A 20052-nucleotide genomic window follows, 5' to 3' on the forward strand; every position below is an offset into this window, starting at 1 on the left:
GGCAACCTGCATTACATTCGGGAATATCCGGACAACGTACGTTGTTTGTGCTTGTCTGTCCGGCTGGATGGAGCCGCTACGCTGCCTGGTGTGCCGCAGACCCCCGAGAAGACGACGACCGCGCGATCGGCGCGCGCGATCCTGCTGGAAAAACCCAAGGCACTCGCGCTTTCCACAATCGGCGTTCGACCTTTCGGATCCGCTCCCCGGCAGAGTATGGCCGCGGTGCTGCACGGCGACGAGGACGAGCGCCCGGGCCTGAACGCGAAGGAAACCGCACAACTGCGAGGGATTCGCCGATTCGGCGCAACCGGCGCGGTCTTGATGGCAGTCGGAGCGCTCGGCGCCGGCGCGCAACCCGTCCTGCAGAATCCGACCGCAGGACTTCGAGTCCTCAGCCTTCCCGGACGTATGCCGACGGTCTCACTCACCATGACGATGACCGGAACCGTGCTCGTCGTTCTGGCCTGGCTGATGATGGGCCGATTTGCAGTCGGGGACATACGCAGCCGTTCCGGCGCACCGCGGCGCATGACCCGTTCCCAGTTGGACCGCACACTCCTGCTGTGGATCCTGCCGCTCTCGGTCGCACCGCCGATGTTCAGCCGCGACGTCTACTCGTATCTGGCTCAAAGCGAAATCGCGGCCCGTGGACTCGATCCGTACGCCATCGGCCCCAAGGCGGCACTGGGCGTCGACCACGTTCTCACCCGCACGGTTCCGACGATCTGGCGCGACACCCCGGCTCCGTACGGACCGTTCTTCCTGTGGCTGGGACGCGGGATCAGCTCACTGACCGGCGACAACATCGTGGCCGGAATCTTCTTGCACCGCTTGCTCGCATTGGCCGGCGTCGCGCTCATCGTGTGGGCGATACCGCGACTGGCCAAGCGATGCGGTGTCTCTGCCGTCAGTTCGCTCTGGCTCGGTGCCGCGAACCCACTGTTGCTCTTCCACTTGGTGGCCGGCATCCACAACGAAGCACTCATGCTCGGGTTGATGCTCGCCGGAATCGAGATCGCTCTTCGCGCAGTCGAAGGGTCCGGGCCCATCCGTGGGCGAGCGCTGTTCTATCTCGTTGCGGGATCAGGTTTGATCGCCTTGTCGTCGACCGTCAAAATTCCGTCCTTGCTTGCACTGGGATTTGTCGGCATGGCTTTGGCCCGGCGTTGGGGCGGAACCTGGAAAGCCTTGGCGGGAGCCGCGATTCTCCTGGGCATCGTTGCCGCTGTCGTCACGTTTGTCATCAGCGTGGCCAGTGGGCTCGGTATGGGTTGGATCAACACCCTCGACACCGCCACCGCAGTCCGGAGTTGGATGTCCATCCCGACGCTCCTGGGCGTCGGCACGGGATTGGCCGGTGTACTACTCGGACTCGGCGATCACACGACGGCGATCCTCACGATCACGCGGCCCATCGCAACTCTCGTCGCCATGCTCGTCACCGCTCGGATGATGATCTCGGTGTACATGGGCCGCATACACCCGGTCGGTGGACTCGGCATCGCACTCGGAGCGATCGTTCTCCTGTTCCCCGTCGTTCAGCCGTGGTACCTGCTGTGGGCGATCCTTCCGTTGGCGGCGTGGGCCACCGCGCCGATTTTCCGCATCCCTGCCGTCGTCTTCACCTCGATCGTCAGCGTCATGTTGATGTCCAACGGCGCCGAATACCTTCCGTTCATGATCGTGCAGGCCGTCATCGCGACCATCCTCACCGCCGGAACGCTCATCGTCTTCACCCGCAATTCACTCCCCTGGCGTAGCGACAAGCCAGTAGCGGAGATCACGAAAGGCGGACCGGTAGACGAAGACAACTCGGCGGGGGCTTACGCTGATTCCCCGTGACCTCGAGAGCCTCCAGATCGTCGACGCCGGCGGTACAGATCCAGGGTGTCGTCAAGTCCTTCGACGGTGTTCGAGCCGTCGACGGTATCGATCTCACTGTCGAGACGGCCCAGGTCGTTGCCCTGCTCGGCCCCAACGGAGCCGGTAAGACGACCACCGTCGAAATGTGCGAAGGTTTTGTCACCCCCGATGCCGGCACGGTTCGAGTGCTCGGTCTCGACCCCATCGCCGACTCCGGTGAAGTCCGCTCGCGAATCGGCGTCATGCTGCAGGGCGGCGGCGCGTACCCCGGGTCCAAGGCCGGGGAAATGCTCGACCTCGTGGCCGCATACTCGGCCGACCCGCTCGATCCCGCCTGGCTCCTTTCCAAACTCGGCCTCACCGATGCGCGCAAGACCCCGTACCGCCGCCTCTCCGGAGGCCAGCAGCAACGACTGTCCCTGGCGTGCGCGCTGGTCGGCCGTCCCGAATTGGTATTTCTGGACGAACCCACCGCCGGCCTCGACGCTCAGGCACGTCTACTCGTGTGGGAACTCATCGACGCTCTGCGACGCGACGGCGTGAGCGTCCTGCTCACCACACACCTCATGGACGAGGCCGAAGCGCTCGCCGACGAACTGGTCATCATCGACCACGGCAAGATCGTCGCGTCAGGAACGCCGGCCGAGGTCACCAGCAAGGGCGCCGAAGGACAACTCCGTCTGACGACGATTCCCGGTTTGAGCCTCGATTCGCTGGCCGGTTCACTCCCCGGGTTCCGCATCGAGGAATCCAACCCCGGCACCTACGTCGTCGAAGGTGCAATCGATCCGCCAACCGTGGCGACTGTCGCGACGTGGTGTGCCGATCAGGACGTGCTGATCAACGACATTCGCGTCGATCAACGGAGTCTGGAAGACGTCTTCCTCGAATTGACGGGCCGGGAACTGAGGGGATGACGGAGATCAAGGTCATGAACGAAACAGCGTCGAACGGCCAGAGCAGTCCCATCAGCGTTGCCAGAGACCGACGGCTCGCCGAGAACCGCTTCGAGCCAGGCACCTTCTCGCCGGATCCCCGCCCCAATTCGGCGGCCAAGATGCTGGCGGCGCAGACCAAACTGGAGCTGACTCTTCTGCTCCGCAACGGTGAGCAATTGCTGCTCACCATGTTCATCCCGATCACCCTGCTCATCGGACTGTGTCTACTTCCGATCGGCGATTTGGGCGATTCTCGGGTCGATACCGTGCTCCCTGGTGTCATGATGGTTGCCGTGATGTCGACGGCGTTCACCGGACAGGCCATCGCCGTCGGATTCGACCGCCGATACGGCGCGCTCAAGCGACTCGGTGCAACGCCGCTACCGCGGTGGGGAATCATCGCAGGCAAGAGCGCTGCCGTCATCATCGTCGTGGCTCTGCAGTCACTCTTGCTCGGCGCTATCGGTTTGGCGTTGGGATGGCGTCCGTCATTCGTCGAACTTGTACTCGGCGCAGTGGTCATTGCCATCGGTACTGTCACATTTGCAGCGCTTGGCCTACTGCTCGGCGGTACTTTGCGAGCAGAGATCGTTCTCGCTCTCGCCAACATCCTGTGGTTCATCATGGTGGGCATCGGCAGTGTGGTCTTCGCCAGTGGTGAACTTCCGACCGCCGTCCACACGCTGGTCCGCATTGTTCCGTCCGGCGCTCTCGCACACGCACTCGAAGCGGCCCTCGACACCTCGATGGACTGGTTCTCGATTCTCGTACTTCTCATCTGGGCCGCAGTGGCCGGAGTCTGCGCAGCAAGGTGGTTCAAGTTCACGTGAGTACACGACGGACAGCTCAGATCGTCGGCTGTGTGGCCGCAACAGTCATGTTGTGTGCCGGACCCGCAACGGCGACCCCTTCGGTGTCCGGTCCACTCGCACCTGCAAATCCGTACCTCGGTCCCGTCGGTACTTCCACCATGCACGGTGACGCGGGCTCGTCCGACGTCACTCCGCTGCCTGGTCCAGGAACCGGCCCACACGAGGTGACTGCTTTCCCGATGATGGCCGCCTGCCCGACGGTCCTCCAGGGTTCCGACGGCATGGTCGTCTCGCTCTGCACGACGATGATCGGCCAGATCCCGACCATCCATTTGATCGATCCGAAGGCCGACGCCACGCCGTTGGGTAGATCCGTAGCACAACTGCCGCTCGCGAAGGGCAGTCTGCTCGGCGGCGTCTACGCCTACCTCGACAACGAGAACCGTCTCGTAGCCGTCGACGGAAACCGTCAACTGGTCCGCATTTCCCATGCGCAGAATCCGGACGGCAGTTGGCGGCTGGAACTCGCGGATGTAGTCGATCTCAGTGGTGCGGTTGCCGCCGACGACAACGTCACCGGCCTCGCTCCGGACTGGGAAGGCAATGTCTGGTTCGCCACCGGGCACGGCACCGTCGGGTATGTCGGCGCGGATCGAATCGCGCACAGCATTGCGCTCCCCGAAGGTGAACAGGTGCAGAACAGCATCTCCACCTCCCCGACGGGCACTGCTGTCGCAACGACCCACGCGCTCTACCAACTGAAGCGAAATGGCGACGAGGTCGTCATCGACTGGCGTCAGCCGTACGACCGCGGGCCGGCCCGTAATCCGGGTCAGCTCAGCTGGGGAACCGGATCGACGCCGACATACTTCGGCCCGTCGACGGGCAGCGATTTCTTGACCATCGTCGACAACGCCCACCCGACAGTGAGCTTGCATGTCTATCGCGCTGACACGGGCGCCGAGGTGTGCACGCAGCCGGTGTTGTCCGCTGCCAGCCAGGACGGCTCACCGAGCGGCAGCGAGAACTCCCCCGTCGGCATCGGTCATTCCGTCTACGTCGCCGGCACTTACGGATACCCGTACCCCACGACTCCTGAAGGTGCCGGTCCAGCGGTCCCCGCCACGGCACCCTTCAACGGCGGAATGACCCGCGTCGACATCGATCCGGTCGGCTGCCATGTCGTGTGGGACAACACGATTCGTAGCTCCGCGGTACCTCACCTCTCGACGGCTGACGGCTCGATTTACACGGTGACACGGGACGGTGCTCCGAACACCTCTCCGCTGGACGGTTACTCCTTCGCGGTGATCGACTCGAAGGACGGGTCGCAGATCGGTTCGACTCCGCTGCCGTCGACGATCCTCAACGACACCCTTCAGATGTCTGCACTCATCACCGAGTCGGGCGAGTACTTCCAGGGAACGATCTCGGGAATCGTGCGAGTTCGCGCGAACTGACGCGAGCTGGCCCCAACGACGCGGGGCAGGCGCGGAGCGAGCTGGCCCCAACGACACTGTGTAGTTGATGGGGAACTACGATCGTTGGCGTGGTGAATCGTGTGTATGCCGGATTTTTACGCTTGGTGGATCGACTACCTCTCCCCTCGCTGAAAACGCAGAAAATCATCGCGTTCATCGTGATCCTGACGCAGGGCGGCATCGCTGTCACCGGCGCGGTGGTGCGCGTGACGGACTCGGGACTCGGTTGCCCGACGTGGCCGCAGTGCTTCCCCGGTAGCTTCGTCCCGGTCGGCCACGGACAGGTCGCGGTGATTCACCAAGCCGTCGAGTTCGGCAACCGCCTGCTGACCTTCCTGGTCGTCATCGTCGCCGCTGCGATCGTGCTTGCGGTGACTCGCGCTCGCCGACGCAAAGAAGTGCTTGTCTACGCCTGGATGATGCCGCTCGGCACTGTCGTTCAGGCAGTGATCGGCGGTATCACCGTCCTCACAGGCTTGCTGTGGTGGACGGTCGCCATTCACCTGGTTGCGTCGATGCTGATGGTCTGGGTTGCCACGGTGATGTACGCGAAGATCGCGGAACCCGACGAAGCAACAACTCTGGTCGTGATGCCGAAGCCGTTGCGCTGGCTTACCGCGCTGTCAGGTGTCGCGCTCGCCGGCGTTTTGGTCGCTGGAACTCTCGTAACGGGCGCAGGCCCGCACGCCGGCGACAAGGGACTGGACCGGACGGTGCCTCGCCTGGAGATCGAGATCGTGACGCTCGTCCATCTGCACTCACAGCTTCTGGTCGGATATCTCGCGCTGGTCGTGGGTCTGACCTTCGGCCTGTATGCGGTCGGGACATCCGCAGCCGTGAAGATCCGTCTGAAGGTCCTGCTGGGACTGATCCTCGCGCAGTCGCTCATCGGTGTCGTGCAGTACTTCACCGATGTGCCGGAAGTTCTGGTGATCATGCACGTCGCCGGTGCAGGACTGTGCACGGCTGCGACCGCAGCAGTTTGGGCTGCGGGTAAGACCCGCCAGTACACGCCGACCAATTCGCCGATACCAGCTGTCTGACGCTTCAAGACACGTGTGGGGCGTAGGAACACCAAAAGGTGTTCCTACGCCCCACACGTCATTTCAGGATTCGTTGCGAGCTTTCGGGAACCGAGTCTGGTTGGCGACCCAACCGGCCATCTTCTTGAAATGGCCTTCCTGCGGGGTGACGATGCTCGTCAGTTCGCGCTCCCACTCGGCGACGGTGACGTTGTCGAAGGACGCGACGACCGCGTTTGCCGTGGCGAGGTCCTCGACGACCTGATCACCGAGGATGCCGTCGGCACCTACGAGGGTGATGCGAACGCCGGCCAGGCCGACCGGCTGGATGACGGCGCTGGCGGAGCCGCCGTGCTCGGCGACGAACTTGGTGATGGCGTTCACCGTGGACTTCGGCAGTTCCGGCGCGGACGGGGTGGCGTCCGACTTCTCGGTATCGGTGCTCATGACTCGACAATACTGGTCGGTAGCCCGGAAGCGACACCAGGCATGGACTGAGCGTCGGCCGCCTCGGGTGTAGAACAGAAACCATGCGAGCCATCTACGTGACCGAGACCGGCGGACCAGAGGTTCTGACTCTGACCGAACAACCCGAACCGACACCAGGCCCAGGCGATCTACTCGTCAAGACCGAAGCGATCGGCATCAATTTCATCGACACGTACTTCCGAATGGGCCAGTACAAGCGTCCGCTCCCCTACATTCCCGGCGACGAGGGCAGCGGTGTCGTCGAAGCTGTCGGTTCCGAGGTCAACGAATTCGCCGTGGGCGACCGGGTCGCGTGGGCCGCTGCCACTGGCAGCTATGCCGAGAAGGTGGCTGTTCCCGCCGCAGTCGCCGTGAAAGTGCCTGACGGTGTCCCGGCATCGGCCGCAGCGTCGGCGCTCCTGCAGGGGATGACAGCGCACTACCTCGCGAAGTCGACGTATCCGATCCAGAGCGGCGACACCGTGCTCGTGCACGCAGGCGCGGGCGGCGTCGGGTTGATCCTGACGCAGATGGCCGTCAGCCTCGGGGCGAAGGTCATCACGACTGTGTCATCGGATGCAAAGGAAGAACTCTCGCGCGGCGCCGGTGCCTCGGAGGTTCTGCGGTACGACGAGGACATCGCAGCGCGAGTCCGGGAGTTGACCGGCGGCGAAGGAGTAGCGGCGGCATACGACGGCGTCGGCGCGACAACTTTTGATTCGAGCTTGGCTTCCGTGCGCATCCGCGGCACGGTCGCTTTGTTCGGTGCGGCCAGTGGACCGGTTCCGCCTGTCGACCCGCAGCGGCTCAATTCGTCGGGTTCGCTGTTCCTGACGCGTCCGACGCTCGCGCATCACATTCGCACTCGAGAGGAACTGACCTGGCGTGCCGGCGATGTCTTCGACGCCATTGCGGCCGGGAAACTCGATATTCGCGTCGGCGCCGAGTATCCCCTCGCCGATGCGGCAACAGCGCATCGGGATCTGGAAGGTAGAGCAACGACCGGGTCGATCGTTCTGATCCCCTAGCGAAGTGCTGTGCGCCTTTATTAACCGCCCGCGGTTAATAAAGGCGCACAGCAGAATCAGCTGAGCATGTCGCTGATCGTCTGCAGTCCGAGAACCGAGTCGACAGCGAGGCCGACGAACACGATCGCAAGATAGTTGTTGGACTGCAGGAACAGGCGGAGCGGTTTGACCTGAGCACCACCGCGAACGCTGCGGTACAGCTGATGTGCCATGAGCAGGAACCACGCACCAGCGACGATGGTGATGGCGGCGTAGATGACTCCCGATGCGGGCACGAGGACAAGCGTCGTTACGACCATTGCCCAGCTGTAGAACAGGATCTGCTTCGTGACGTGCTCTTCGGTGGCGATCACCGGAAGCATGGGAACACCGGCAGCTTTGTAGTCCTCTTTGTATCGCATCGCCAGCGCCCAGGTGTGCGGCGGCGTCCAGAAGAAGATGATCAGGAACAGCACGACGGGCTGCCAGCTCAGCGACCCGGTGACAGCGGCCCAGCCCACGAGGACGGGCATACATCCGGCTGCGCCACCCCAGATGACGTTCTGCCAGGTACGACGCTTGAGAACCATCGTGTAGATGAGGACGTAAAACGCGATCGTGATCACGACGAGGATGCCGGCCAAGAGGTTGGCTCGCCACCACAGCCACAGGAACGACGCGAGTCCGAGAAGGAGCCCGAAGACGAGCGCGTTACGCGTCGGCACCGCCTCGCGGGCCAGCGGACGCTTCGCCGTGCGCTTCATGACCTTGTCGATGTCGGCGTCGACGACGCAGTTGAGCGAGTTCGCACTCGCCGCGCCCATCCAGCCACCGAAGAGGGTGCTGAGGATCAGAACGATGTCGACCGTTCCGCGATCGGCCAGCAGCATTGCCGGAATGGTTGCCACCAACAGCAATTCGATCACTCGCGGCTTCGTGAGCGCGATATAAGCCAGAACCTTGCCCGTTGCGCGACCCCACACCGTATCGGTATTGGTCGCCCGCGGGGCGGCACCTGGGCTGCCGAAGCCATGTCCGCTCGGCTGTTGCCCTGTCCGCACGTTCTCTCCTTGCACCACGCGTTACCGCACTAACTCTTCACGACACACTGCTGACACTGTTCTCTACTACGAACGATGGTAGACCGCAGCCATTGAGGAACCGAATCGACCCGGACAGCCAGGACCATTAGGCTGGGTTACGCAGTGGAGGGACACCCCACCCTCGCAATCCACGTACACCATGTCAGGAGACATCTGCCAGTGTCGATCACAGACGAGATCCACGTCCTCACGCAACCCGTCCACCCCTCGGACTGGACCGACCTGGACACCAAGGCTGTCGATACCGCCCGCGTGCTCGCCGCCGACGCGGTTCAGAAGGTCGGCAACGGCCATCCCGGAACTGCAATGAGCTTGGCGCCGTTGGCATACACCCTCTTCCAGCGCGTCATGCGCCACGATCCTTCGGATGCAGAATGGGTCGGCCGTGACCGCTTCGTTCTCTCCTGTGGCCATTCATCCTTGACGCTGTACACCCAGCTCTACCTGTCGGGCTACGGTCTCGAGCTCGCTGACCTCGAAGCTCTCCGCACGTGGGGCGCACTGACCCCCGGCCACCCCGAGGTCGGCCACACCGTCGGCGTCGAGATGACCACCGGTCCGCTGGGCCAGGGCCTTGCGTCCGCAGTCGGTATGGCGATGGCTGCGCGTCGTGAGCGCGGACTGTTCGATCCGGAGACCCCGGTCGGCTCCTCCCCCTTCGACCATCACATCTACGTGATCGCGTCCGACGGTGACATCGAAGAAGGCGTCACGTCCGAGGCCTCGTCCCTCGCCGGTGTCCAGGAACTGGGCAACCTCATCGTCTTCTACGACGACAACAAGATCTCCATCGAGCACGACACCACCATCGCTCTCGGCGAAGACGTCGGAAAGCGATACGAGGCGTACGGCTGGCACGTTCAGCACGTCGAAGGTGGCGAGAACGTCTCCGGCATCCTCGACGCGGTTGCCGCGGCCAAGGCCGTCGTCGATCGTCCGTCCATCATCTTGCTCCGCACCATCATCGGTTTCCCGGCTCCGAAGAAGATGAACACCGGCGACGTCCACGGCTCCGCTCTCGGTGCCGACGAAGTTGCAGCGGTCAAGGAAGCCCTCGGCTTCGATCCGGCCAAGTCCTTCGACGTCGACGCCGACGCTCTGGCTCACGCCCGTGAGGTCGTCTCCCGCGGCGCCGACGCACGCAAGGCATGGCAGGTCGAGTTCGACGCGTGGGCTGCACGTGAGACCGAGCGCAAGGAACTCTTCGACCGCCTGTTCGCCGGTGAGTTCCCTGCCGGCTGGGCCGACGCTCTCCCGACCTACGAGGCCGACGCCAAGGGCGTTGCGACTCGCAAGGCCTCCGGTTCGGCACTCAACGCGCTCGGACCGATCCTGCCCGAGCTGTGGGGCGGCTCCGCCGACCTCGCCGGCAGCAACAACACCACCATCAAGGGCGCAGATTCGTTCGGCCCGTTCTCCATCTCCACCAACGACTGGAATGCGCAGCCGTACGGCCGCACGCTCCACTTCGGCATCCGCGAGCACGCGATGGGCTCGATCCTCAACGGCATCGCGCTTCACGGGCCCACCCGCCCGTACGGCGGAACCTTCATGGTCTTCTCCGACTACATGCGTCCGGCGGTTCGCCTGGCCGCACTGATGAAGACTGCCGTCACCTACGTCTGGACCCACGACTCCATCGGTCTCGGCGAAGACGGCCCGACCCACCAGCCGGTCGAGCACCTCGCTGCTCTTCGTGCGATCCCGAACCTCGCCGTCGTCCGCCCGGGTGACGCCAACGAGACCTCTTTCGCATGGCAGGCAGCACTCGAGAACAAGACGGGCCCGACGGCTCTGGCACTCACTCGCCAGGACATCCCGGTTCTCGAAGGCACCAAGGAGAAGGCTGCCGAGGGTGTCAAGCGCGGCGCTTACGTCCTCGTCGACGCAGCCAACGGTTCGCCCGAGGTCATCTTGCTGGCGACCGGTTCCGAACTGCATCTGGCCACCGAGGCTCGCGAAACCCTCGAAGCTCAGGGCGTCGCAACCCGCGTCGTTTCCGTGCCGTGCCTCGACTGGTTCCTCGAGCAGGATCAGGCGTACCGCGACGAGGTCATTCCGCCCGCCGTCCGCGCACGCGTGTCCATCGAAGCCGGCATCGCGATGCCGTGGTGGCGCATCCTCGGCGACGCCGGTCAGGCCGTCTCGCTCGAGCACTACGGCGCTTCCGCCGATTACAAGACCTTGTTCCGGGAGTTCGGCATCACTGCCGACGCGACTGTCGAAGCCGCGCAGCGCTCCCTCGCAGCTGTGAAGGGATGATCTCGATGACACAGAACGTGAATACTGAAAAGCTCTCCGCTGCAGGCGTTTCCATCTGGCTCGACGACCTCTCGCGGGATCGCATCCAGTCCGGCAACCTGCAGAACCTCATCGACACGAAGTCGATCGTGGGTGTCACGACCAACCCGTCGATCTTCCAGGCGGCACTGTCCAAGGGATCGGCGTACGACGCTCAGGTCCGTGAGCTCGCACAGCGCGGCGCCGATGTCGACGCCACCATCACCGCGGTGACCACCGACGACGTGCGTGCTGCGTGCGACATCCTGGCTCCGCAGTTCGAGGCGTCGAACGGCGTCGACGGCCGCGTGTCCATCGAGGTCGATCCTCGCCTGGCACACGACACCGACGCCACCGTCGCGCAGGCGATCGAGCTGCACAAGATCGTCGATCGCCCGAACGTCCTGATCAAGATTCCCGCGACGCTGGCAGGCATTCCCGCCATCGCCAAGGTGATCGGTGAGGGCATCAGCGTCAACGTCACCTTGATCTTCTCGGTCGAGCGCTACGAGGCAGTCATGGGCGCATACCTGGAAGGTCTGGACACCGCCAAGGCTGCCGGCCGCGACGTCTCGTCCATCGAGTCGGTCGCCTCGTTCTTCGTCTCCCGCGTGGATTCCGAGATCGACAACCGCCTCACGGCAATCGGCACGCCGGAAGCCCTCGAGCTTCGTGGCAAGGCTGCACTCGCAAACGCACGTCTGGCGTACAACGCGTACCAGCAGATCTTCGAGGTGCAGCCGCGCTTCCAGGCTCTTCTGGCCGACGGCGCCAAGGCTCAGCGTCCGCTGTGGGCGTCGACCGGCGTGAAGAACCCGGATTACCCCGACACGCTCTACGTCACCGAGTTGGTTGCGCCGAACACGGTCAACACCATGCCGGAGAAGACGCTCGACGCTCTCGCCGACCACGGCGAGATCACCGGCGACACGATCTCGGGCACCGCTCAGGAGTCACAGGCGGTCTTCGATCAGCTCGCTGCAGTCGGCATCGATCTTGCGGACGTGTTCAAGGTCCTCGAGACAGAGGGCGTCGACAAGTTCGAGGTGTCCTGGAACGAGTTGCTCGACGCAACCGCCGAGCAGCTCCGCGCAGCAACCCAGAAGAGCTGAGCCTGTGAGCGATTCCGCGGCGGCATCAGATTGGGTGAATCCCCTTCGGGACAGCACCGACAAACGGCTTCCGCACATTGCGGGGCCCTGCGCCCTGGTGATTTTCGGTGTTACCGGCGACCTTGCCAGGCGCAAGCTCATGCCCGCCATCTACGACCTCGCCAACCGTGGACTGTTGCCGCCCGGATTCGCTCTGGTCGGGTTTGCCCGGCGTGACTGGACGGACGAGGACTTCGCGAACGTCGTCCTCGAAGCAGTCAAGGACGGTGCTCGCACCAAGTTCCGTCAGGACGTCTGGGAGAGGCTCGCTGAAGGTATCCGGTTCGTGGAGGGCAGTTTCGACGAGGCCGAGGCCTTCCAGAACCTGTCCGACACGTTGGCCACGCTCGACAACGAACGTGGTATCGGCGGCAATCACGGTTTCTACCTTGCGATTCCGCCCAACGCGTTTCCTCAGGTGCTCGAGCAACTGTCGGCGTCGGGCCTCGCGCAGGCCGAGGACGGTCAGTGGCGACGAGTTGTCATCGAGAAGCCGTTCGGCCACGACCTCGAGAGCGCTCGCGAACTGAACGCCGTCGTCAACAAGGTGTTCCCCGAGGACACGGTCTTCCGTATCGACCACTACCTCGGTAAGGAAACCGTCCAGAACATTCTGGCTCTGCGCTTCGCGAATCAGTTGTTCGATCCGATCTGGAACGCGCACTACGTCGACCACGTTCAGATCACGATGGCCGAGGACATCGGCCTCGGTGGACGCGCGGGGTACTACGACGGCATCGGCGCGGCCCGTGACGTGATCCAGAACCACCTGCTCCAGTTGCTCGCGTTCACGGCGATGGAAGAACCCATCAGCTTCGAGCCGCTCAATCTGCAGGCGGAGAAGATCAAGGTCCTCTCGGCTACTCGCCTTGCCGAGCCCCTCGACGAGACCACCGCCCGCGGCCAGTACGCGGGCGGCTGGCAGGGTGGGCTGCCGGTGGTCGGGCTCCTCGAAGAAGACGGCTTCGCAGCGGACTCCATCACGGAGACCTTTGCCGCCATCACCCTCGAGGTCGACACCCGCCGCTGGGCGGGTGTGCCGTTCTACCTGCGCACGGGCAAACGACTCGGACGCCGTGTCACCGAGATCGCGGTGGTGTTCAAACGTGCACCGCACCTACCGTTCGACAAGACGATGACCGAAGACCTCGGCCAGAACGCTCTGGTCATCCGCGTGCAGCCCGACGAGGGCGTCACCATGCGGTTCGGCTCGAAGGTTCCCGGATCGAGCATGGAAGTCCGTGACGTCAACATGGACTTCTCGTACGGCCAGGCTTTCACCGAGTCGTCTCCGGAGGCGTACGAGCGGCTCATTCTCGACGTGTTGCTCGGCGAGCCGTCTCTGTTCCCGGTGAATGCCGAAGTCGAATTGTCTTGGGAGATCCTCGATCCCGTCCTCGAGCACTGGGCTGCCGGCGGTAAGCCGGAACCCTACGAGGCCGGAACGTGGGGACCACCGTCTGCGGACGAAATGATGCAACGCACCGGACGCGAATGGAGGCGACCCTAGTGATTCTCGATTTGCCGTCCACCACCACGGTCCAGGTCAGCAAGAAACTGGTCGAGGTACGTAAGACCGGCGGCGCTGTCACCTTGGGACGGGTGTTGACGCTCGTCGTCTGCACCAGGGACACCGGGAATGCCGAGGAAGCCATCGAGGCCGCCAACGAAGCAAGCCGCGAGCACCCATGCCGCGTCATCGTGCTTCTGCGTGGCGACGAGCAGAGTGAGCCCAGGCTCGATGCTCAGATCCGTGTCGGCGGGGACGCCGGCGCCTCGGAGGTTGTCGTGTTGCGTCTCTACGGTCCGCTGGCGGACCACGAGAGCAGCGTCGTCATCCCTTTCCTGCTCCCCGACACACCAGTTGTCGCGTGGTGGCCCCTCGAGGCACCCGAGATTCCGGCGAAAGACCCCGTCGGAAAGCTTGCGATCCGTCGCATCACCGACGCCACCGGCGCCCCCGATCCGACCGCCACCATCAAGGGACGACTCGCGTCGTACACCGCCGGCGATACCGATCTCGCCTGGAGTCGCGTCACCTACTGGCGCGCGCTCCTCGCATCGGCTCTCGATCAGCCGCCGCACGAGAAGATCACCTCAGCGGTGGTCTCCGGTCTCAAAACCGAACCGGCACTGGATATTCTCGCCGGTTGGTTGGCGGCCAAGATCGACGGTCCGGTCATTCGGCGTACGGGTGAGCTGACGGTCGAGTTGAAGCTCGAGACCCGCAGTATCTCCATCAGTCGTCCGCAGGAGGGCACGACCGCAACGTTGATCCGCACCGGTCAGCCTGACGCGCTGGTTTCTCTGGGTCGTCGAGAGACACGCGATTGCCTCGCCGAGGAATTGCGTCGGCTCGATCCGGACGAGATCTACGAAGAAGCTCTGGCCGGATTGGAGAAGGTGACCTATGAGTGATGTTGTCGTGGAGAAGTTTTCAGACGCCGGCCAACTTGTCGACGCTGCCGCCGCACGCCTGGTCACGACCATCGTCGATGCCCAGAAGGCTCGCGGGTTCGCGTCCATCGTGCTGACCGGCGGTGGAACCGGCATCGCACTTCTCGAGAAGTTGCGTGAAGCTCCCGGCGACATCGACTGGTCGCAGATCGATCTGTACTGGGGCGACGAGCGGTTCCTGCCGTCCGGCGATCCCGAGCGGAACGAAGTGCAAGCACGTGAGGCGCTTCTCGATCATGTGCCGGTCGATCCCGACAGGGTACATGCGATGGCCGCATCCGACGGTATCTACGACGGTGATCCACACGGGGCGGCGACGGCGTACGAACAACTGCTGGGCGCTCAGGCACACGGGAATCAGGTTCCGACGTTCGACGTGCACCTGCTCGGTATGGGCGGCGAAGGACACGTCAACTCGTTGTTCCCGCACACCGACGCTGTTCGCGAAGAAGCGCGTTTCGTAGTCGCGGTGACGGACTCCCCCAAGCCGCCACCGGTGCGGATCACCCTCACGTTGCCTGCTGTTCGGCGAGCCAAAGAGGTCTGGCTGCTCGTCTCGGGTGCTGCAAAGGCCGAGGCCGTTGCCAAAGCCGTCGGAGGTGCTTCGGCCGACGACTGGCCGTCCGCCGGCGCCACCGGTCTGGTTGCGACACGTTGGTTCCTCGATACGGACGCTGCCTCGCAGCTTCCCTGATCTGATTTCACAGATCTGATTTCACACCGGCCGGGAATCGTCTTCGGGCGATTCCCGGCTTGGTGGTACGTCGACGACTTTCTCACCGTGGCGACTTTCGACTACCCGCCGAGTCCGGATCCGATGCGAATTTCCTTTTGACGGAACGGAACTCAATCCCGAGATCCCGTTTCTCCAACCAGCACTGCGCCCCACACAACGATCCATCTCTCCCCCTGCCTCCTTCATCCGAGTGATTACTACCTTGGACGCCGCGAAGTAAGGTTCGGTTCCGCAGATCGCTTTCACTCTTGAACGAATCAATCCAGGCGAGAACAATCGAACAATGTCGTGGACACCGAATCCGGACGCACTTCGCGGGCGAGTGGCTGTAGTTGCCGGGGCGACGAGGGGCGCCGGACGCGGAATCGCCGCGGCATTGGGCGAGGCCGGTGCAACCGTCATCTGCACTGGCCGGAGCACATCTGCCGGAATTCTTCAGTCGGACTATCCGCGCGGAGAGACCATCGAAGAGACGGCAGAGTTGGTCACCGAGCTGGGCGGCGTCGGCGTGCCGATTGCCGTCGATCATCTCAAGAGCAAACAAGTGGCTGATCTCGCCGAACGCTTGCGAATCGACTATCACCATATCGACATCTTGGTCAACGACATCTGGGGCGCGGAATTACTCAAGGGTGGGCCGGCGGAGTGGAACACGCCGGTATGGGAACACGATCTGGACAAGGGGTTTCACATCTTGCGTCTGGCGATCGACACCCACATCACCACGTCGCACCACCTCCTGCCGCTCATGACTGATCGGCCAGGCGGACTGGTCGCCGAAATAACCGATGGCACTACCGAATACAACGCATCGAACTATCGCATCTCGGTGTTCTACGACTTGGCAAAGGTGTCCGTGAACAGGCTCGCATTTTCGCAAGGCCACGAACTTGCCCCGTTCGGCTGTACTGCCGTCGCCATCACTCCCGGGTTCCTGCGATCGGAGATGATGCTCGACAATTTTGGTGTCGGCGAATCGAATTGGCGTGACGCTCTGTTGCCGGAGCGGGATTGTCCGACTGCGCCCGCGGATTTCGCACGCTCCGAGTCGCCAAGATTCATCGGACGTGCGATCGCGGCCATCGCTGCCGATCCGAATCGACAGCGATGGAATCAGCGATCGGTCAGTTCAGGCGAACTCGGAACGGAATACGGGTTCACCGACGCGGACGGCAGCCGCCCCGATTTCTGGCATTACCAACGCTGAACGTGACTAGTCAACGATCTTCCGACGAGCCGTCTACCTCGCGGTAAGACCACCCCCACAGAAAGCGCCTTGCGTTGGTCAGGTAGGCACGCAGATGCGTGAGCATGCCGGCGAACTCCCAAGGTTCCAGATTTTTCATACCTAATGGTCTCATTTGTCCCCCAAGTCGCCGCAATTGGGAGTCGGAGCGCGATTATGATCCGCGCATGGCCGAATTCGCGACGATCAACGAATACATCGCTTCGTTTCCCACCGACGTGCAACCAGCCCTCGAGAGTATCCGCGAGACGATTCACAACACGGTTTCAGGCCTCGATGAGACCATCAGCTATCAGATGCCGACCATGACGGTGAACGGAAAGAACCTGATTCACTTCGCAGGCTGGAAAAACCACATCTCGATGTACCCGCTCCCGGCGGGTGACGCCGAGTTCGAGAAGTCCGTCGACCCTTACCGGGCTGCGAAATCAACGGTGAAGTTCCCGCTGAACAAACCGATCCCTCTCGATCTCGTGGCTCGGATCGTCGAATTGCTCGCGCAGCGCCACTAACGTCCGTTCTCGTCGGAGCCTTGTGAGAACGTATGGCCGTGCAGAGACAACCCATCCGCCGCATCAAGGCCGGGCCATCGTCGGGCGCCGACGTAGGCAGCTGGCCGATGACGGTGCCTGCAGTCGCGCAGATCGTTCAGCACGGTCTCGAGCTTCCACCGGGTGTCACCATTCTGGTCGGCGAAAACGGAGCGGGAAAGTCGACCGTCATCGAAATTATTGCCGCCGTTCTCGGTCTCAACGCCGAAGGCGGGTCGACCAATACGCGGCATCAGACTCGATCGAGTGAACCGGGCGGCCTCGACCTTGTGATCGAGCGGAGTCCCGGAGCATCGAAGTGGGCGTACTACCTCCGAGACGAAACCCTGCACGGTTTGTACACGTACTTGGAGGACAACCCCAATCCCAAGCGACCTGAACCGCTTTACCATCACCTCTCCCACGGTGAGGCGCTGCTCGAGATCCTGTCGTCGAGGACCGCCGACGGCGGCTTCTATCTCATCGACGAACCCGATGCCGCACTCTCCTTCCAGGGGACCCTGACACTGGCCGCGCTGCTCGGCGAGTTGGTGGAATCCGGCGCGCAGGCGGTGATCGCGACGCACTCGCCGATCATCGCGGCGCTGCCGAACGCCAACCTGCTCGAGATCGGAGAATGGGGAATCCGAGCCTCGAGCTGGGAGGACCTCGATCTGGTGTCGAACTGGCAGCGGTTCCTTCACGACCCGCACACGTACCTGCGCCATCTGATCTAACCTGGAACTCCACCCCAGGAGGCCTCCATGGCATACGACAAAGCGCTGGCTGAGCGTATCCGCGATGCGCTCTCGGGCGAGGACGACGTCGAGGAAGTAAAGATGTTCGGTGGGCTGAGCTTCATGGTGAACGGGAAGCTGGCCGCCAGTGCGAACTCACACGGCAACATCATGGTTCGGTGTGACCCCGATCGAGTCGACGAGCTTCTGACGCACAAGGGTGCAAGTTGGCCCGAGATGCGGGGTAAGCCGATGAGCAAGGGATGGATCGTCGTCGACCGAACCGGGACGAGTTCGAACGTCGAATTCAACGCGTGGATCAAGGAAGCTCTGGACTTCGTTCACTGACAGCTGGGGTGCGTTGCCGAAGATAACTGACGAGACTGGTGTGGCCGCGGGCTCTCGCGTCGATGAGAGACTGAACCGTGCCCGATCGACCTGAGATTGTATGTATCTGCGGCTCTGCGCGATTCGCTGAAGAGATGTGGGAGGCGAACCGCGACCTGACGTTCGCGGGCGTGATCGTCGTCGCGCCGGGTGAAGCAGACGAGGCGGTCTCTGTCGAGCAGAAGATCCTGCTCGACGCGCTCCATCTGCGCAAGATCGACCTCGCCGATCGGGTTCTGGTCGTCAACCCTCGCGGATACATCGGTGAGTCCACGCGCCGAGAGATCGCGTACGCGCGCGCCGCCGGCAAACCAGTGTCGTTCACGACGCCGTTTGATCAGTAAGCGCCTCGTCGGTGCGGGCTGCAACGAATATTCTCGCGCCGAGTTGCTCGAGCCCTAGCGCCGGTTCGATCAATTTCGCTCGATTCGGCAAAAGTGAACTGGGCGGCCCTTAGACTCCGGAAAAGCATTGGATTGGGCGGCTCGACGCCGCGGAGGAAAGGTGGTCCGTCCCGTGACGTTCACACCCAATCAGCCGGATCACCAACGCGCCTTCGGGTTTCAGACGCCGTCGACCCGCGCAATTCCCTCCCTCATGCCCGACCGTTTCGGACCTAGCCTCATCGGATCGCTCTGGGCGTGCGCCGGGATCGTCGCCGGAAGCCTCGGCCCGTGGACGTCATCCTCCGCGCTGGACCACAGTGGTATCGACGAATGCGGAGTGATCACTCTCGTCCTCGCTCTCTGCGCGGTGACCGCGCTGATCACCCTCATGGTTCGAGACGTCACGCCCGAGATCAAGAATCACTGCACCGGCCCTTTGGTCGGAATCGCGGTATTGATCGTTGCCGTCGGAAACGCCGCGTCCATCGTGCGACGTAGTACCGAGTTCGCAGGGCACACTGCCGGACCGTCCATCGGGTGGGGACTGTGGGTGGTCATCGCGTCCGCAGTGATCCTGTGCATCACGTCGTCGACCGTCGCGCACATGATCAGGTTTCAGGCAGCAATGATCACAAGGTCTTGATCAGACCGCCGTCGATCACGAAATCCGCGCCTGTCACGTTCCCCGCACGATCGCTGGCGAGGAACAACACCAGGTCGGCAACCTCTTCGGGGAAGGTGAACCGCCCAGTCTCGGCTCCGGCCGCGGCGCTTTCGACGATGTTGTCGGCGGCTGACCCACTCGCCTTCGCCAGCGTCGAGGCCACTCCGTGCTTGCCGAGCCACAACTCCGTTTGCACCGGGCCAGGGCTGACGGTATTGACGCGGATCCCCTGCCCGCCCAGTTCTTTCGACAACGACTTCGAGAAGTTGGTCAACGCCGCTTTGGCGGCGCTGTAGTCGATCACCGTGCGGTCAGGTAAGAATGCGTTGACCGAACTGATCGTCACGATGCTCCCGCCACCTCGGCGGATCAACTCCGGCAGCGCAGCGCGAACAGTGCGTACAGCCGACAAGAACGTCAGATTGAACGACGCCGCCCACTCTTCGTCTGTGATGGCCGCGAAACCGCTCGTTCTCGGGGTGACGGCCCCGACGTTGTTGACCAGGATGTCGACGCCGCCCCTCGCTGCTGCAACCTCGAGCAGTCGGGTTGATCCTTCGACACTCGCGAGGTCGACGCCGACAAAGGTGACGGCGCCGCCGGACTGCAGCGATTCGAGTTCCGGCGAGAGCGTCCGCGAGCCCGCGACGACGTGGACTCCCTCGGCCACCAACGCCCGCGTGACAGCCAGTCCGATACCTTTTCCCGCGCCGGTAACGACGGCAGTTCGTCCGTCCAATTGCAGATCCACTGCGGTCCCCGTTCGGTCCGGTGCGCAGCG

General features: G+C 63.2%; 21 protein-coding genes. 17 read left to right on the plus strand and 4 right to left on the minus strand.

Annotated features, from left to right (window positions below; translation table 11 throughout):
* The first annotated feature begins 90 nt into the window (after positions 1 to 90).
* The 5 genes from mptB to ATN38_RS31295 all read left to right on the plus strand — a co-directional run bounded on the left by mptB (position 91) and on the right by ATN38_RS31295 (position 6140).
* The gene (gene mptB / locus ATN38_RS31275; RefSeq protein ID WP_003944776.1) at positions 91 to 1845 is read left to right on the plus strand and encodes a polyprenol phosphomannose-dependent alpha 1,6 mannosyltransferase MptB; all 1755 of its coding nucleotides are present in this window, start codon (positions 91 to 93) and stop codon (positions 1843 to 1845) included.
* Positions 1842 to 2783 carry an ABC transporter ATP-binding protein gene (locus ATN38_RS31280; RefSeq protein WP_218749340.1) on the plus strand — a complete coding sequence of 314 codons (942 nt, stop codon included), beginning with the start codon at positions 1842 to 1844 and terminating at the stop codon, positions 2781 to 2783. Before mptB ends, ATN38_RS31280 begins: the two co-directional genes overlap by 4 nt.
* A 14-nt stretch (positions 2784 to 2797) precedes the next feature.
* Positions 2798 to 3634, plus strand: coding sequence for an ABC transporter permease (locus ATN38_RS31285; RefSeq protein ID WP_371684328.1), 837 nt, complete (start codon positions 2798 to 2800; stop codon positions 3632 to 3634).
* Between the two features lie 47 nt (positions 3635 to 3681).
* Complete coding sequence (locus ATN38_RS31290; protein ID WP_233405710.1) at positions 3682 to 5076, plus strand: hypothetical protein; 1395 nt, start codon at positions 3682 to 3684, stop codon at positions 5074 to 5076.
* Between the two features lie 89 nt (positions 5077 to 5165).
* On the plus strand, positions 5166 to 6140 hold the full coding sequence (locus ATN38_RS31295) for a heme A synthase (RefSeq protein WP_021332987.1): 975 nt from the start codon (positions 5166 to 5168) through the stop codon (positions 6138 to 6140).
* Positions 6141 to 6203: 63 nt separating this feature from the next.
* Here ATN38_RS31295 and ATN38_RS31300 read toward each other — a convergent pair whose 3' ends face one another.
* Positions 6204 to 6566 carry a hypothetical protein gene (locus ATN38_RS31300; RefSeq protein ID WP_003945032.1) on the minus strand — a complete coding sequence of 121 codons (363 nt, stop codon included), beginning with the start codon at positions 6564 to 6566 and terminating at the stop codon, positions 6204 to 6206.
* 83 nt (positions 6567 to 6649) lie between these two features.
* Here ATN38_RS31300 and ATN38_RS31305 point away from each other — a divergent pair, with 83 nt between their 5' ends.
* Complete coding sequence (locus ATN38_RS31305) at positions 6650 to 7615, plus strand: quinone oxidoreductase (RefSeq protein ID WP_050656349.1); 966 nt, start codon at positions 6650 to 6652, stop codon at positions 7613 to 7615.
* Positions 7616 to 7671: 56 nt separating this feature from the next.
* Here the strand turns inward: ATN38_RS31305 and ATN38_RS31310 are convergent, their stop codons facing one another.
* On the minus strand, positions 7672 to 8655 hold the full coding sequence (locus ATN38_RS31310; RefSeq protein WP_003944994.1) for a heme o synthase: 984 nt from the start codon (positions 8653 to 8655) through the stop codon (positions 7672 to 7674).
* 201 nt (positions 8656 to 8856) lie between these two features.
* Here ATN38_RS31310 and tkt point away from each other — a divergent pair, with 201 nt between their 5' ends.
* From tkt to ATN38_RS31340, 6 genes are all read left to right on the plus strand, one after another.
* The gene (gene tkt, locus ATN38_RS31315; protein ID WP_218749341.1) at positions 8857 to 10959 is read left to right on the plus strand and encodes a transketolase; all 2103 of its coding nucleotides are present in this window, start codon (positions 8857 to 8859) and stop codon (positions 10957 to 10959) included.
* 5 nt (positions 10960 to 10964) lie between these two features.
* A complete protein-coding gene (gene tal / locus ATN38_RS31320; RefSeq protein ID WP_218749342.1) occupies positions 10965 to 12089 on the plus strand; it encodes a transaldolase in 1125 nt (374 codons plus the stop codon).
* Between the two features lie 4 nt (positions 12090 to 12093).
* Entirely contained in the window at positions 12094 to 13638 is a 1545-nt protein-coding gene (zwf, locus tag ATN38_RS31325) for a glucose-6-phosphate dehydrogenase (RefSeq protein WP_003944956.1), read from the plus strand.
* On the plus strand, positions 13638 to 14546 hold the full coding sequence (gene opcA / locus ATN38_RS31330; RefSeq protein ID WP_003944921.1) for a glucose-6-phosphate dehydrogenase assembly protein OpcA: 909 nt from the start codon (positions 13638 to 13640) through the stop codon (positions 14544 to 14546). Before zwf ends, opcA begins: the two co-directional genes overlap by 1 nt.
* Positions 14539 to 15279 (plus strand): 6-phosphogluconolactonase, encoded by a 741-nt coding sequence (pgl, locus tag ATN38_RS31335; RefSeq protein ID WP_003944853.1) that lies wholly within the window; start codon positions 14539 to 14541, stop codon positions 15277 to 15279. Before opcA ends, pgl begins: the two co-directional genes overlap by 8 nt.
* Before the next feature lie 325 nt (positions 15280 to 15604).
* Complete coding sequence (locus tag ATN38_RS31340; protein ID WP_218749343.1) at positions 15605 to 16528, plus strand: SDR family oxidoreductase; 924 nt, start codon at positions 15605 to 15607, stop codon at positions 16526 to 16528.
* Positions 16529 to 16538: 10 nt separating this feature from the next.
* Here ATN38_RS31340 and ATN38_RS33040 read toward each other — a convergent pair whose 3' ends face one another.
* Positions 16539 to 16667: a hypothetical protein gene (locus tag ATN38_RS33040; protein ID WP_256932255.1), complete on the minus strand. Its 129-nt coding sequence runs from the start codon at positions 16665 to 16667 to the stop codon at positions 16539 to 16541.
* Positions 16668 to 16734: 67 nt separating this feature from the next.
* Here ATN38_RS33040 and ATN38_RS31345 point away from each other — a divergent pair, with 67 nt between their 5' ends.
* The 5 genes from ATN38_RS31345 to ATN38_RS31365 all read left to right on the plus strand — a co-directional run bounded on the left by ATN38_RS31345 (position 16735) and on the right by ATN38_RS31365 (position 19250).
* Entirely contained in the window at positions 16735 to 17079 is a 345-nt protein-coding gene (locus tag ATN38_RS31345) for an iron chaperone (RefSeq protein ID WP_058038770.1), read from the plus strand.
* Between the two features lie 32 nt (positions 17080 to 17111).
* Positions 17112 to 17834, plus strand: a complete 723-nt coding sequence (locus ATN38_RS31350; RefSeq protein WP_218749344.1) for an AAA family ATPase — start codon at positions 17112 to 17114, stop codon at positions 17832 to 17834.
* 27 nt (positions 17835 to 17861) lie between these two features.
* Entirely contained in the window at positions 17862 to 18182 is a 321-nt protein-coding gene (locus ATN38_RS31355) for a TfoX/Sxy family protein (protein WP_003944891.1), read from the plus strand.
* 134 nt (positions 18183 to 18316) lie between these two features.
* A complete protein-coding gene (locus tag ATN38_RS31360; RefSeq protein ID WP_256932256.1) occupies positions 18317 to 18565 on the plus strand; it encodes a hypothetical protein in 249 nt (82 codons plus the stop codon).
* Positions 18566 to 18737: 172 nt separating this feature from the next.
* Complete coding sequence (locus ATN38_RS31365; RefSeq protein ID WP_242430721.1) at positions 18738 to 19250, plus strand: hypothetical protein; 513 nt, start codon at positions 18738 to 18740, stop codon at positions 19248 to 19250.
* Here the strand turns inward: ATN38_RS31365 and ATN38_RS31370 are convergent.
* Entirely contained in the window at positions 19237 to 20022 is a 786-nt protein-coding gene (locus ATN38_RS31370; protein ID WP_218749346.1) for an oxidoreductase, read from the minus strand. The two genes, ATN38_RS31365 and ATN38_RS31370, sit on opposite strands and share 14 nt — an antisense overlap.
* Positions 20023 to 20052 lie beyond the last annotated feature (30 nt).

The sequence above is a fragment of the Rhodococcus sp. FH8 genome (genome assembly GCF_019266085.1).
GTDB lineage: Bacteria > Actinomycetota > Actinomycetes > Mycobacteriales > Mycobacteriaceae > Rhodococcus_F > Rhodococcus_F qingshengii.

Coding starts and splice junctions, on each gene's coding strand:
- ATN38_RS31290 (WP_233405710.1), top strand. CDS start 3,682: ATGTTGTGTGCCGGACCCGCAACGGCGACCCCTTCGGTGTCCGGTCCA.
- ATN38_RS31285 (WP_371684328.1), top strand. CDS start 2,798: ATGAACGAAACAGCGTCGAACGGCCAGAGCAGTCCCATCAGCGTTGCC.
- ATN38_RS31340 (WP_218749343.1), top strand. CDS start 15,605: ATGTCGTGGACACCGAATCCGGACGCACTTCGCGGGCGAGTGGCTGTA.
- ATN38_RS31355 (WP_003944891.1), top strand. CDS start 17,862: ATGGCATACGACAAAGCGCTGGCTGAGCGTATCCGCGATGCGCTCTCG.
- ATN38_RS31360 (WP_256932256.1), top strand. CDS start 18,317: ATGTGGGAGGCGAACCGCGACCTGACGTTCGCGGGCGTGATCGTCGTC.
- tal (WP_218749342.1), top strand. CDS start 10,965: ATGACACAGAACGTGAATACTGAAAAGCTCTCCGCTGCAGGCGTTTCC.
- ATN38_RS31345 (WP_058038770.1), top strand. CDS start 16,735: ATGGCCGAATTCGCGACGATCAACGAATACATCGCTTCGTTTCCCACC.
- ATN38_RS33040 (WP_256932255.1), bottom strand. CDS start 16,667: ATGAAAAATCTGGAACCTTGGGAGTTCGCCGGCATGCTCACGCATCTG.
- ATN38_RS31350 (WP_218749344.1), top strand. CDS start 17,112: ATGGCCGTGCAGAGACAACCCATCCGCCGCATCAAGGCCGGGCCATCG.
- ATN38_RS31305 (WP_050656349.1), top strand. CDS start 6,650: ATGCGAGCCATCTACGTGACCGAGACCGGCGGACCAGAGGTTCTGACT.
- pgl (WP_003944853.1), top strand. CDS start 14,539: ATGAGTGATGTTGTCGTGGAGAAGTTTTCAGACGCCGGCCAACTTGTC.
- ATN38_RS31300 (WP_003945032.1), bottom strand. CDS start 6,566: ATGAGCACCGATACCGAGAAGTCGGACGCCACCCCGTCCGCGCCGGAA.